13 protein-coding genes are annotated in these 13,701 nt (G+C 61.0%); 8 read left to right on the forward strand and 5 right to left on the reverse strand.

The genetic code is table 11. The features are described 5' to 3' along the window. Positions 1-32 precede the first annotated feature (32 nt). On the reverse strand, positions 33-335 hold the full coding sequence (locus PMI24_RS07145; protein WP_007952314.1) for a cell division protein ZapA: 303 nt from the start codon (positions 333-335) through the stop codon (positions 33-35). Further along, positions 332-562, reverse strand: a complete 231-nt coding sequence (locus PMI24_RS07150) for a hypothetical protein (protein WP_007952320.1) — start codon at positions 560-562, stop codon at positions 332-334. Before PMI24_RS07150 ends, PMI24_RS07145 begins: the two co-directional genes overlap by 4 nt. Before the next feature lie 278 nt (positions 563-840). On the opposite strand from PMI24_RS07150, the gene PMI24_RS07155 reads away from it, so the two are divergent. The 4 genes from PMI24_RS07155 (at position 841) to selO (ending at position 9,342) form a co-directional block, all read left to right on the forward strand. Then, complete coding sequence (locus PMI24_RS07155) at positions 841-2,466, forward strand: methyl-accepting chemotaxis protein (RefSeq protein ID WP_045121683.1); 1,626 nt, start codon at positions 841-843, stop codon at positions 2,464-2,466. Positions 2,467-2,699: 233 nt separating this feature from the next. Continuing rightward, positions 2,700-4,442, forward strand: coding sequence for a potassium/proton antiporter (locus PMI24_RS07160; protein WP_007952327.1), 1,743 nt, complete (start codon positions 2,700-2,702; stop codon positions 4,440-4,442). A gap of 34 nt (positions 4,443-4,476) precedes the next feature. Then, complete coding sequence (mscK, locus tag PMI24_RS07165) at positions 4,477-7,830, forward strand: mechanosensitive channel MscK (protein WP_007952329.1); 3,354 nt, start codon at positions 4,477-4,479, stop codon at positions 7,828-7,830. 48 nt (positions 7,831-7,878) lie between these two features. Next, complete coding sequence (selO, locus tag PMI24_RS07170; protein ID WP_007952331.1) at positions 7,879-9,342, forward strand: protein adenylyltransferase SelO; 1,464 nt, start codon at positions 7,879-7,881, stop codon at positions 9,340-9,342. A gap of 132 nt (positions 9,343-9,474) precedes the next feature. Here selO and PMI24_RS07175 read toward each other — a convergent pair whose 3' ends face one another. Further along, a complete protein-coding gene (locus tag PMI24_RS07175) occupies positions 9,475-9,876 on the reverse strand; it encodes a helix-turn-helix domain-containing protein (protein WP_007952333.1) in 402 nt (133 codons plus the stop codon). After that, positions 9,873-10,169, reverse strand: coding sequence for a type II toxin-antitoxin system HigB family toxin (locus PMI24_RS07180; RefSeq protein WP_007952335.1), 297 nt, complete (start codon positions 10,167-10,169; stop codon positions 9,873-9,875). Before PMI24_RS07180 ends, PMI24_RS07175 begins: the two co-directional genes overlap by 4 nt. A 195-nt stretch (positions 10,170-10,364) precedes the next feature. Between PMI24_RS07180 and trxC the strand changes: the two genes are divergently transcribed. Continuing rightward, positions 10,365-10,799 carry a thioredoxin TrxC gene (gene trxC / locus PMI24_RS07185; RefSeq protein WP_007952337.1) on the forward strand — a complete coding sequence of 145 codons (435 nt, stop codon included), beginning with the start codon at positions 10,365-10,367 and terminating at the stop codon, positions 10,797-10,799. Between the two features lie 7 nt (positions 10,800-10,806). On the opposite strand, the gene PMI24_RS07190 is transcribed toward trxC, so the two are convergent. After that, positions 10,807-11,577: a ParA family protein gene (locus tag PMI24_RS07190; protein ID WP_007952339.1), complete on the reverse strand. Its 771-nt coding sequence runs from the start codon at positions 11,575-11,577 to the stop codon at positions 10,807-10,809. Between the two features lie 370 nt (positions 11,578-11,947). On the opposite strand from PMI24_RS07190, the gene PMI24_RS07195 reads away from it, so the two are divergent. Genes PMI24_RS07195 through PMI24_RS07205 form a run of 3 tightly spaced genes read left to right on the forward strand, consistent with a single transcriptional unit; the run spans position 11,948 to position 13,699 of the window. Then, the gene (locus PMI24_RS07195) at positions 11,948-12,673 is read left to right on the forward strand and encodes a beta-ketoacyl synthase chain length factor (RefSeq protein ID WP_007952341.1); all 726 of its coding nucleotides are present in this window, start codon (positions 11,948-11,950) and stop codon (positions 12,671-12,673) included. Next, entirely contained in the window at positions 12,649-13,458 is an 810-nt protein-coding gene (locus PMI24_RS07200) for a lysophospholipid acyltransferase family protein (RefSeq protein WP_007952342.1), read from the forward strand. The genes PMI24_RS07195 and PMI24_RS07200 overlap by 25 nt, the downstream gene beginning before the upstream one ends. After that, positions 13,439-13,699 (forward strand): phosphopantetheine-binding protein, encoded by a 261-nt coding sequence (locus PMI24_RS07205; protein WP_007952344.1) that lies wholly within the window; start codon positions 13,439-13,441, stop codon positions 13,697-13,699. The genes PMI24_RS07200 and PMI24_RS07205 overlap by 20 nt, the downstream gene beginning before the upstream one ends. Positions 13,700-13,701: the final 2 nt, after the last annotated feature.

A 13,701-nucleotide genomic window follows, 5' to 3' on the forward strand; every position in this document is an offset into this window, starting at 1 on the left:
ACAATCTTATTCTTTGGTTGTGCGCAACCCCATCAACCCTGATTGATGGTCTTGGCGATGGTCTCGACCGTGGCGCTGACTTGCTCTTGGTAACGCTCGAGTTCTTCCTGATGCTGCTTCTTCATTTCAATCTGCTGCGAGCACAGATTCATCGCCGCCAGCACCAGCAGGCGGTCGCCGATCAGCGTCGGGTATTTGCGCTTGGTGTCGGCCAGTGCGGCCTTGAGCATCAATGCGGCGTCCAGCAGGGTCTGTTCTTCCCCGGCCGGTGCCTTGATCGAATAGTCCTCCCCCATGATGGAGATGACTTTTACCCCTGCTGTGCCGTGGTTCATGCGCTGACAGGACCTGCGTTGACGCGATCAACCAGGGCCTGGATGCGCGCGGCGGTGGCGCCGTGCTTTTCTTCCTGTTCCATCAGGCTCAGTTGCAGGCTTTCGTTTTCATCCTTGGCCTGGGCCAGTTCCGTGGACAGGGTCTGGTTGGTTTCCGACAGGGTCTGGTTCTGTTGCACCAGGTCGCTGACGAGCTGTTCCAATTGGCTGAGGGATGCTTCCAACATTTTGATCTTCCAGGGCTTTTTCAAAGGGCGCGTACGATAAAGAAAAGTCGTCGTTGACGCCAGGGTTAAACCGGCGCAAGGCCTTGATTTTCCTGGCGGCTCGACCGTTCTTGCGAGTCTTAGAGACTGTCATCTGCCGATCTGGTTCCTGCACTTCGTCGCTTGCGTGCAGATGCGACAAATACGCGCACCGACTCAAGACTTTAGTCGTATGACCGATAAGTCACTCAACAGCAGTCTCAGCCCGCATGGATGCGGCCCTTCCTGGTATACGCCCCATGTCCCTTCGCAATATGAATATCGCCCCCCGGGCGTTCACCGGCTTCGCTTTGATTGGCGGCCTGATGCTGATTCTCGGTGTGTTCGCCCTGAACCAGATGAGCAAGATCCGCGGCGCCGCCGAGGACATTTCCTCCAGCAGCGTGCCGAGCATCAAGAACCTCGACGAATTCACCCAGCTGACTCTGCGCCTGCGGGTGCTGTCGTACCGTTTGCTGGTGAACCGCGAGCCGGATGTTCAGCAGAAAACCATCGAGCTGCTGGAAATGCGCAACCAGCAGATCCGCAAGGCCCAGACCGATTACGAGCCGTTGATCGGCAGCCCTGAAGAGCGTGCGGCCTACGACCAGTACGTGCAGTTGCTGGGTCAGTACCGCCAGATCGAAGACCGGATGAAAACCCTGTCGCGCAACAACCAGGTGGATGAGCTGCGCAACCTGCTGAACACCCAGTTGCTCGACAACTCCGAAGCGATGAACACCGTGCTCAACCGCCTGATGCAGATCAACGGCGAGCAGATCAGCGAAACCAACCAGCAGGCCGCCGACCAATATTCCTCGGCCTTCAATCTGGTGGTGACCCTGCTGGTGATCGCCACCGGCCTGACTTTCCTGTTCGCCTGGTTGCTGACCGTCAGCATCACCAAGCCGATCGCCAAGGCACTGGATGCAGCGGAAACCATCGCCGAAGGCAACCTGACCCAGCCGATCCACGTTGACGGCACCGACGAAGCCGGGCGCCTGCTGGCGGCCATGGCCAAGATGCAGTCAAAGCTGCGCGACACTCTGCAAAGGATTTCCGGCTCGGCCACCCAACTGGCCTCCGCCGCCGAAGAGCTGAACAGCGTCACCGACGAAAGCGCCCGCGGCCTGACCCAGCAGAACAACGAAATCGAACAGGCCGCCACCGCAGTCAACGAGATGACCAGCGCTGTTGAAGAAGTAGCGCGCAACGCGGTCAGCACCTCGGAAGCCTCGAAGAACGCCACCACCTCTGCCGGCGACGGCCGCGACCTGGTGCAGGAAACCGTCAGCGCCATCGAACGCATGAGCGCCGACGTGCAGAGCACCGCGACCCTGATCGGCGACCTGGCCAACGAATCCCGCGACATCGGCAAGGTGCTGGACGTGATCCGTGGCCTGGCTGACCAGACCAACCTGCTGGCACTGAACGCTGCGATTGAAGCGGCCCGTGCCGGTGAAGCCGGTCGTGGTTTTGCCGTGGTGGCTGACGAAGTCCGTGCCCTGGCGCACCGCACCCAGCAGTCGACCAGCGAGATCGAGCGCATGATCGGCAGCATCCAGAGCGGCACCGAACACGCCGTGGATTCGATGCGCAACAGCACCGAGCGCGCCGAGTCGACCCTGAACATCGCCCGTGGCGCCGGCCTGTCGCTGGACACGATCAACACGGCCATCGTCGAAATCAACGAGCGCAACCTGGTGATCGCCAGCGCCGCCGAAGAACAGGCGCAAGTGGCGCGGGAAGTGGATCGCAACCTGGTGAACATCCGCGATCTGTCGGTGCAATCGGCGACTGGCGCGAATCAGACCAGTGCGGCTAGTAATGAGCTGTCGCGATTGGCGCTGGATCTGAACAATATGGTTGGGCGGTTTAGCCTCTAACCCTCTGCGTTGATCGTTCCCACGCTCTGCGTGGGAATGCAGCCCAAGACGCTCCGCGTCCCAGAAGCGGACGCAGAGCGTCCATTAAGGCATTCCCGCGCGGAGCGTGGGAACGATCATGCGCCAAGCTGAAAAACCTTTTTGACAGCATCACATTTCAACAGGTTAGAATCGCTGGCACGCAGACTGCATGGTCAGTTTGTGCCCGTCTTTCCGCTTCTGGAGTACTGCCTTTGAATGCGACGACCATCAACAGCCTGTTCTTGATCGGCGCGTTGCTGGTAGGCGCAAGCATTCTTGTCAGTTCCCTTTCTTCCCGTCTCGGCATCCCGATTCTGGTGATCATCCTCGCGGTCGGCATGACTGCCGGGGTCGATGGCGGCGGCATCATTTTCGATAACTACCCGACGGCCTATCTGGTCGGTAACCTCGCACTGGCAGTGATCCTGCTCGACGGCGGCTTGCGTACCCGGGTGTCCAGTTTCCGCGTGGCCTTGTGGCCTGCCTTGTCGCTGGCCACGGTCGGCGTCCTTATCACCACCGGCCTCACCGGCATGGCCGCCGCGTGGTTGTTCGATCTCAATCTGATTCAAGGCCTGCTGATCGGCGCCATCGTCGGCTCCACGGACGCCGCGGCGGTGTTCTCGCTGCTCGGCGGCAAGGGCCTGAACGAGCGGGTAACTGCCAGCCTGGAAATCGAATCCGGCAGCAACGACCCGATGGCGGTGTTCCTCACCGTAACCCTGATCGACATGCTCGCCAGCGGCCAGACCGGCCTGCACTGGAGCCTGTTGACCCACCTGATCCGCGAGTTCGGCATCGGTGGGGTGATCGGTCTGGGCGGTGGCTGGCTGATGCTGCAACTGGTCAACCGGATCAATCTGGCCGCCGGTCTTTATCCGATTCTGGTAATCGCCGGCGGCCTGGTGGTGTTTGCACTGACCAACGCCCTGCACGGCAGCGGCTTCCTCGCCGTGTACCTGTGCGGTCTGGTGATCGGCAACCGCCCGGTGCGCAGCCGCCACGGCATCCTGCACATGCTCGACGGCATGGCGTGGCTGGCGCAGATCGGCATGTTCCTGGTGCTGGGGCTGCTGGTCACCCCGCACGATCTGCTGCCGATCGCCCTGCCTGCGCTGGGTCTGGCGCTGTGGATGATCCTGTTCGCACGGCCGCTGTCGGTGCTGGTCGGGCTGCTGCCGTTCAAGGCCTTCCATGGCCGCGAGAAAGCCTTCATTTCCTGGGTTGGCCTGCGTGGCGCGGTACCGATCATTCTGGCGGTGTTCCCGCTGATGGCCGGGCTGCCGAATGCACAGCTGTACTTCAACCTCGCCTTCTTTATCGTGCTGGTGTCGCTGCTGGTGCAGGGCACGAGCCTGCCGTGGGTGGCCAAGCTGCTCAAGGTGACGGTACCGCCGGAGCCGGCGCCAATCTCCCGCGCCGCCCTCGAAGTGCACGTCACCAGCGAGTGGGAACTGTTCGTTTACAAACTCGGCGCGGAAAAATGGTGCATCGGTTCACCGCTGCGTGAGCTGAAAATGCCGGAAGGCACGCGTATCGCCGCCCTGTTTCGCGGTCAGCAACTGCTCCATCCGTCGGGTAGTACGGTGCTGGAAGTCGATGATTTGCTGTGTGTTATCGGCCATGAACACAACCTTCCGGCCCTCGGAAAACTGTTCAGCCAGGCGCCGCAACGCGGCCTCGATCTGCGCTTCTTCGGCGACTTCGTGCTCGAAGGAGACGCCCAGCTCAAAGCGGTTGCCGCCCTGTACGGCCTGCCCGCCGAAGGCATCGATCCGGACATGACCCTGGGCCACTTCATTGCCCAGAAAGTCGGTGGTGCACCGATCGTTGGCGACCAGGTGGAATGGAACAACACCCACTGGACGGTTGCGGTCATGGACGGGAACAAGATCGGCAAAGTGGGCGTCAGATTCCCCGAAGGAAGTCGCCCGGGCCCCGGGCTCTTCCTCTAAACTGCGTCCACTCTCACTTGCTTGACCGGTCTCTATGCCTACCCTGCGCTCCTTTTTCGTCGCGGCCCTGCTGGGCCTGAGTCTTACTGTCGGCCCGCTGCAAGCCGCCGAACCGCCGTCCAGCGAAGCCGTGCAGGCCAGTCTGGACAAGATCGCCGACAGCAAACTGCCCGACGCCGATAAAAAGACCCTGCAGACGGTCCTGCAAAACACGCTGAACCAGCTCAACAACCGGCGTGACTACGAGCAAAAGCTCAGCGACCTCAAGCAGCAGTTGGCCACCGCGCCGAAGCAGACCATCGAGAACGCACGCGAACTGACTCGCCTCAAGGCCAGCGCCGCGGTGCCGGTGGCGCAGCGCTTCCCCAAGGAAAACATCCAGCAGCTGGAGCAGATGCTCACCGAGCGCTCGACCCAGCAAAGCGATCTGCAAAAGGCCCTGGCCGAAGCCAACAGCCTGATCATCACCGCCCAGACCCGCCCCGAGCGCGCTCAGGCCGAGATATCCAGCAGTCAGACGCGCATCCAGCAGATCAACAACATCCTCAAGACCGGCAAGGACGGCGGCAAGACCCTGAGCGCCGAGCAACGCGACCTGCTCAATGCCGAACTGGCGGCGCTCAATGCGCTGATCCCGCTGCGTCGCCAGGAACTGGCCGGCAACAACCAGTTGCAGGATCTGGGCAACAGTCAGCATGACCTGCTCTCGGAAAAATCCGACCGGCTGGACCGCGAGATTCAGGAGCTGCAAACCCTGATCAACCAGAAGCGTCTGACCCTGTCGCAGGAAACCGTGACGCAGCAGTCGATCGAGGCTCAGAAGTCCGGCAGCAGCACCCTGCTCGCCACGGAAAGCGCGGCCAACCTCAAACTTTCCGACTATCTGCTTAAAAGCACTGACCGACTCAACGAACTGACCCAGCAGAACCTGCAGACCAAGCAGCAACTGGACAGCGTGACCCAGAGCGATTCGGCCCTCGACGAGCAAATCAACGTGCTCAAAGGCAGCCTGCTGCTGTCGAAGATTCTCTATAAACAAAAACAGGCGCTGCCGCGCCTCAAGGTCGACCGCGACCTGGCGGACCAGATCGCCGACATTCGCCTGTACCAGTTCGAAATCAACCAGCAGCGCGAACAGCTGAGCAATCCGGCGACCTACGTCGACAACCTGCTGTCCACCCAGCCGCCCGAGCAAGCCACGCCACAGCTGCGCAAGAGCCTGCTGGAGCTGGCCAACACCCGCGTCGACTTGCTGGAGCGGCTGAGTCGCGAACTGAGCGCGATGCTCAACGAATCGATCACCCTGCAACTGAACCAGAAACAACTGCTGAGCACCGCGCAAAGCCTGCGCGCGACCCTCGACGAGCAGATGTTCTGGATTCCGAGCAACAAGCCGCTGGACACCGAATGGATGCGCGGCGTGCCGGAGCGCCTCAAGCGTCAGATCGACACGTTGCCGCTGGCCTCGAGCTTCAGCGAACTGACCGACGGCCTGACCCAGCGACCGCTGTTGTTCCTGCCGCTGGCGCTGCTGATCGGCGCGCTGCTGTGGCGCCGCAAACAGCTGTACTCGCGCCTGAACAAGGTTCACCAGGACATCGGCCACTTCAAGCGTGACAGCCAGTGGCACACGCCGCAGGCGATCCTGATCAACATTCTGCTGGCGATGCCGGTGGCGCTGGGCCTGGCCTTGTGCGGGCTGGCGTTGCAGATCGACGCCCGCGGGCAGAACGCCAACATGGGCGCGGCGCTGCTGCAAATGGCCCAGGCGTGGCTGGTGTTCTACACCGCTTACCGGATCCTAGCGCCGGGCGGCGTGGCCGAATTGCACTTCCGCTGGGAAAAGCCGCAGGTCGAATTCCTGCAAGGCTGGGTGCGTCGCCTCGGTCTGGTGGTCATGGCGCTGGTGGCCGTGGTGGCGGTTGCCGAACTGCAACCGGCGGCGCTGGCCGACGACGTGCTGGGTATGCCGGTGGTGCTGACCTGCTACGCGCTGATGGCGTGGCTGCTCAGTCGCCTGCTGATCAGCAGCCCGACCCACGAAAACGCTTCGCTGTTCCGCAAGGCCGTGGGCGTGATGTTCACCCTGCTGCCCATCGCGCTGTTCGTCGCCGTGTGCTTCGGCTACTACTACACCGCGCTGAAGCTCAGTGACCGCTTGATCAACACGTTGTACCTGCTGATGTTCTGGCTGGTGATCGAAGCCACTTTCGTCCGTGGCCTCGCGGTTGCGGCACGCCGTCTGGCTTACCAGCGCGCCCTGGCCAAACGTCAGGCCGCGAAGGAAGCCGGCGACGGCGAAGCGGTGATCGAAGAACCGACCCTGGATATCGAAAAGGTCAACGAACAGTCCCTGCGCCTGATCCGTCTGGCACTGCTCGGCGGTTTCATCGCTGCGCTGTACTGGGTCTGGGCCGACCTGATCACCGTGTTCTCGTACCTCGACAACATCACCCTCTACGAATACACCAGCGGCACCGGCGCCAACATGAGCATGGTGCCGATCAGCATCGGCGACATGCTCGGCGCACTGATCATCATCGGCATCACCTTTGCGCTAGCCCGCAACTTGCCGGGTCTGCTTGAAGTGTTCGTATTGTCGAAGCTCAATCTGGCCCAGGGCAGTGCCTACGCGACCACCACGCTGCTGTCGTACGTGATCGCCGGGGTCGGTTTCGTCTCGACCCTGTCGACCCTCGGTGTGAGCTGGGACAAGTTGCAATGGCTGGTGGCGGCGCTGTCGGTCGGTCTCGGTTTCGGCATGCAGGAGATCTTCGCGAACTTCATCTCCGGCATCATGATCCTGTTCGAACGCCCGGTGCGGATCGGCGACACCATCACCATCGGCAACCTGTCCGGTACGGTGAGCAAGATCCGCATCCGCGCCACGACCATCACCGACTTCGACCGCAAGGACATCATTGTCCCGAACAAGACGTTCATCACCGGGCAACTGATCAACTGGTCGCTGACCGACACCATCACCCGGGTGACCCTGAAACTGGGCGTCGATTACGGTTCGGATCTGGATCTGGTCAAGGAACTGCTGCTCAAGGCCGCCCGGGAGAACCCGCGTGTACTCAAGGAACCCGAGCCGCACGTGTATTTCCTCAACTTCGGCGAAAGCACCCTCGACCACGAATTGCGCATGCATGTGCGCGATCTCGGCGACCGCAACCCGGTGCTCGATGAGGTCAACCGCTTCATCAACCGCGAGTTCAAGAAGCAGCACATCAACATCTCGTTCCGCCAGATGGAGGTTTACCTGAAGAACCTCCACGGTCAGGAATACAAGATGGTGCCGATCGAGCCGGAAACCAAAACCATCGTGCCGGTCAGCGACGACCAGAAACCGTTGCAGGAACCGCCGCCGGCCAAACTCGACTAACCTGGCTAATCCCAGCAGAATGCTCGGACATTCTGCTGGAGCCGGCCCTTGAAAGCCCTCGACGAACTGACCTTCGACAACCGCTTTGCCCGCCTGGGCGATGCGTTCTCGGCCCATGTGCTGCCTGAACCGATCGACAATCCGCGACTGGTCGTGGCCAGCCCTGCGGCCCTGGCGCTGCTGGATCTCGACCCGGCGGTGGCCGACACCCAGGAATTTGCCGAACTGTTCGGCGGCCACAAGTTGTGGGCCGATGCCGAGCCAAGGGCGATGGTCTATTCCGGGCATCAGTTCGGCGGTTATACACCGCAGCTGGGCGATGGCCGCGGGTTGTTGCTGGGCGAGGTCTACAACGCGGCCGGCGAGCACTGGGACCTGCATCTGAAGGGCGCCGGGCAGACCCCGTTCTCGCGCATGGGCGACGGCCGCGCGGTGCTGCGCTCGTCGATCCGCGAGTTTCTCGCGTCCGAAGCGCTGCATGCGCTGAACATCCCGTCTTCACGCGCCGCCTGCGTGATCGGCTCCGACACCCCGGTCTGGCGTGAGAAACAGGAGCGCGCCGCGATGGTGCTGCGCCTGGCGCCGAGCCACATTCGTTTCGGCCATTTCGAATATTTCTATTACACCAAGCGTCCCGAACAGCAGAAGCTGCTCGGCGAACACGTGTTGGCGATGCACTACCCCGAATGCCTGGAACAGCCGGAACCGTATCTGGCGATGTTCCGCGAGATCGTCGAGCGCAACGCCGAACTGATCGCCAAATGGCAGGCCTACGGTTTCTGCCACGGCGTGATGAACACCGACAACATGTCGATCCTCGGCATCACCTTCGACTTCGGCCCGTTCGCCTTCCTCGACGATTTCGACGCGAACTTCATCTGCAACCATTCCGACGATCAGGGCCGCTACTCGTTCAGCAATCAGGTGCCGGTCGGCCAGTGGAACCTCAGCGCCCTGGCCCAAGCCCTGACGCCGTTCATCAGCGTCGAAGCCCTGCGCGAAACCCTCGGCCTGTACCTGCCGCTGTTCCAGGCCCATTACCTCGACCTGATGCTCCGCCGCTTCGGCTTCACCACCGCCGAGGACGACGACCAGCAACTGCTGGAACAACTGCTGCAACTGATGCAGAACAGCGGCGTCGACTACACGCTGTTCTTCCGCCGCCTGGGCGAACAGTCAGCCGAACAGGCCGTCGCTCGCCTGCGCGATGACTTCGTCGATATCAAGGGTTTCGATGCCTGGGGCGAGCGCTATGTCGCCCGTGTCGCACGCGATGGCGCGGCCGATCAGGAGCAACGCCGTGCGCGGATGCATGCGGTGAATCCGCTGTACATCCTGCGCAACTATCTGGCGCAGAAGGCGATTGATGCTGCCGAGCAGGGTGACTATTCAGAAGTGCGCCGGTTGCATGCGGTGCTGAGCAATCCATTCGAGGAACAACCTGGAATGGAGAGCTACGCGGAACGGCCGCCGGAGTGGGGCAAGCATCTGGAGATCAGTTGTTCCTCATGATGCGCACGGTCTCCTGTCTCGGAGCCGTGCACCCTCGCGTCAGGCAACCTGCTAGATGACAGCGCCGGCTGAAAAAGCTGCGCGACATGCTCAGAGTGCAAATGCCACGACTCTGGACACACTGGTTTGCTTTCAGATAAACAGGTCCACAGGTAGCTTGAAGTGCTCGGCCAGCCAGCGGACCTGCCGCAGATTCAACTGGCGCTTTCCACTTAGGATTTCTGAAACAACAGACTGAGTGCCCACACCCGGCAAATCGCTCTGGGTCAAACCATGCTCACGCATCAAATACCCCAGCACTTCAAAACCGGGCGGTTTAGGCGTCGGGTGATGCACGCGATCCCATTCTTCAATCCAGTCACCGATGATATCCACCAGACTCATCAAAGGATGAGACTCATCATCGCCCGTCATTTCGAGCAGCTCGTCAAGGGCTTGAACGAGCCTGTCGTAGTCGTCTTCGCTTTTCGGCTTGCGCAGCAAAGGCGAAACGAACTCCCAGTGCTCAGCGGCTTTTTTGATCAGAACACTCATGCCTTAGCCTCCTTCCATTTACCGCGGTCATATTCGCGATGATCCAACACATGTCTGATGTACAACTTTTGAGGTCGATATCTGACATAAGCGATCAACCTGAGCTTGTTACCGCCAATATCGAAAACGTGAAAATCACCCACTTTGTCGACAGCTGGAAACAAGGCCTTCAGCGCCGCAAAATCTGGCGATTTGCTCCCTTTCGCCACTTCCAGCCAGTGGTCCAGTGCTGTAGCTGCGTTAGGCCATTTGGCCTTCGCTTCTCGTATTCGTTTTCCGGTGATGACATGCATGCAACATCCTTATCGCATTCTGCTATGGGGAGTTAATCACAGATCAAAATTATCGCAAGTTGCGATACAGCCGATCAGACCAACGGGTCTCGACCGGTCCATCTCAGCCTAGGCTTACACCCAAATGCTGCACGATTGAAAATATGAGCAAACGTCTCCAACTAGGAGATATCAGCTTTCCACTGGATCCCGATCATGACCGACCCACTCCTCATCCCCTGCCCCTCCTGCAACGGCCTCAACCGCATCCCCGCCGAGCGCCTCAACGATCATCCGAAATGCGGGCGCTGCAAGTCCGAGGTGCTGTTGAACAAGCCGTTTGAGCTCAAGCAAGGCGATTACGCCAGTCAGATCAAGGGTGATCTGCCGTTGCTGGTGGACGTGTGGGCGGACTGGTGCGGACCGTGCACGTCGTTTGCGCCGGTGTTCGAGCAGGCGGCTGCGCAGTTGGCGGGCAAGTGCCGGCTGGCCAAGCTGGACAGCGAGGCCAATCAGCAGTTGTCGGCGCAGTTGGGGATTCGTTCGATTCCGAGCCTGATTCTGTTCCGCAACGGCCGGGAAGTGGCCCGTCAGAGCGGGGCCTTCCCGTTGCCGCAGTTGATGGCCTGGCTGCGCAGCCAGGGCATCTGACAAGGCTTCAGGCGTCTTCTAGCAGGTTATGCAGCTCGACGAACTGCTGCGTCAGCTTGTGCCGTGGATCGAGGTGGATCAGCGGCGTGTTGGCCTGATGGGATTCGCGCATGCGCACTGAACTGGCGAGGTAGACCGGCAGTACCGGCAGGCCCTCGGCGATCAGTTCGTCGAGGATCTGCTGTGGCAGGCTGGCCCGGGCCTGGAACTGGTTGACCACAATGCCTTCGACTTCCAGGCCTTCGTTGTGGTCTTCCTTCAACTCGTCGATCTCGGCGATCAGACCGTAGAGGGCCTGACGCGAGAAGCTGTCGCAGTCGAAGGGAATCAATACCCGATCGGCGGCAATCAGGGCCGAGACCGCATAGAAATTCAGCGCCGGCGGCGTATCCAGATAGATCCGGTCGTAATCTTCCGACAACTCGTCGAGCAGCTTTCGCAGCTTGTTGATCTTGTGCTTTGCCTCGAGCTTGGGCTGCAAGTCGGCCAGTTCGGCGGTGGCGGTGATGATGTGCAGGTTGTCGAACGGCGTTTCGTAGATATCCGCCTGATTCTTTTTCGAGAACGGCCCGGAAGACAGGGTCTGTTTGAAGAAGTCGGCAATGCCCATCGGAATGTCGTCACCCGTGAGCCCGGTCAGATACTGAGTGGAATTGGCCTGGGCATCGAGGTCGACCAACAGCGTGCGATAACCCTCGCTGGCGCTCACCGCCGCCAGATTGCAGGCAATGCTGGATTTGCCCACGCCACCTTTCTGATTGAACACCACGCGCCGCATGACAAAACCTCCGTGTATCAAAGAATGACCGAGTGTAGTGGTGCCCGGTGCCGGTTCGCTACCTCGATGGACACGGACTACAGAGTCAGGCGCCAATATCCCAATGAATACGGCGCAAAGACACCCGTTGATCGCCGATTCGCCCGACAGACAGACACCCGACAATCTGGATAATGGCCAAGTGACAGTTTTTTGCTGCGTACCATTCGGTCCATTTCACTGCGCAAAATGTAACCAGCATTTGCTACACACTCGTCGCACCGGGATAATGCGCGCCACCCGGCGCCACGCGCCATGCCATTTCCGGCTAAATCAGCTCAGCGGCGACGTTGGCGAAACCGCGTCAAATCAGCCCGCAGGGGCGGGATAAATGTCCGTGATCAACTTCAACATCGCCCAATGGCGCGCCTGGGCTCCCGGGCTCGACAGTGTGGAAGCCTGGCAGGCCTGGAGCCGACAGCCGGTCGTGCTCGAAGGCAGCGATGCCGCACCCGATGTGTCGTTTCTGCCGGCCATGCAGCGCCGTCGTCTCAGTCGTCTGGCGCGGATGGCGTTCAGTGTCGGCTGGCCGCTGGCCGACGGTCGGGAAAATCTGCCGCTGGTGTTTATCTCCCGGCATGGCGAAACCCCGCGCACCTTTGAAATCCTCAGCGATCTGGCCAACGAGCAGCCGTTGTCGCCGACCCAGTTCAGCCTGTCGGTGCACAACGCGATCATCGGCCTGTGGTCGATCATGCGCGGCGAGACCAGCGAAATGACCGCCCTCGCCGCAGCCGGCGACGGCCTCGAACACGGCATGCTCGAAGCGGCCACGTTGCTGAACGAAGGCGCCCCGGCGGTACTGCTGGTGATCACCGAGGAACAACCGCCCGAAGCCTATTCGACGTGGATCGACGACGTACCGTTTCCCTATGCCGTCGGGCTGTTGCTCACCCCCGGTACCGACTGGCGGCTGACCCTGAACAGCGCCCCCGAAGCACTGTCCAAAACGCAGTGGCCCCATGCGCTGAATCTGCTGCGAACCCTGCTCGGTCAGCAACCCCATTGCCAACATGCCTGGAAGACTCGTCTATGGACCTGGCAACGCAACCTGTAATCGGAAAAAACCGCGACGCCTATTACTGGCGTCTGCTGGCCACCGCCACCAGCTTCGCCCTGTTCGGGCTGGGTGGCCTGTGCCTGCGCCTGCTGGTATTTCCATTGCTCGGCTGCCTGCCGGGCGATGCCAGGGTGCATCGCGAGCGGGCGCGCCAGACCGTCAGCCGGCTGTTCTGGTTTTTCGTCCGGTTCATGGCCCGTACCGGCGTGCTGACCTACGACATTCAGGGCGCCGAACGTCTCGGCCGTCCGGGGCAGATGATCATCGCCAACCACCCGTCGCTGATCGATGTGGTGTTCCTGATCGGCCTGGTGCGCCGTGCCAATTGCGTGGTGAAGAAAAGCCTGTGGGAAAACCCCTTCACCCGTGGCCCGTTGCGCAGCACCGAATACATCAGCAACGACGGCAGCATGGACATGCTCGACGCCGCCGCCGGCGCCTTGCAGAGCGGGCAGACCCTAATCATTTTCCCCGAAGGCACCCGCACCCAACCGGGTCAGGCGCCGGCCTTTCATCGGGGGGCAGCGGCCATCGCATTGCGCGGTGCGAAAATCGTAACCCCGGTGGTCATCCACGTCAGTCCGACCACCCTGACCAAGGCCGAGCCCTGGTATCGCATTCCCAGTCGCCGCGTGCACTTCAGTTTTCGCGTGGGGGCCGATATAGACCCACAGACTTTCGCCGCGCAGGGGCCTGCCCCGCAGGCTTCGCGCAAGCTCAACGATTACTTGCACCAATTCTTTATCAAGGAGCTCGCCGAAGATGAGCGATCTAAACCGTGACATCAAAGAGCTGATCATCGACGCCCTGGGCCTCGAAGACATCAGCGCAGAGGACATCGGCGACGACCAGACGCTGTTCGGCGAAGGCCTGGGCCTGGATTCCGTCGACGCCCTGGAGCTCGGCCTGGCGATCCAGAAAAAGTACGGCATCAAGATCGACGCCGACGCCAAGGACACCCGCAACCATTTCTCCAACGTGGCGAGCCTTGCGGCGTTCGTCACGGCAAAACAGGCAGCTTGAGA

The organism is Pseudomonas sp. GM25 (assembly GCF_000282255.1).
GTDB lineage: Bacteria > Pseudomonadota > Gammaproteobacteria > Pseudomonadales > Pseudomonadaceae > Aquipseudomonas > Aquipseudomonas aphyarum.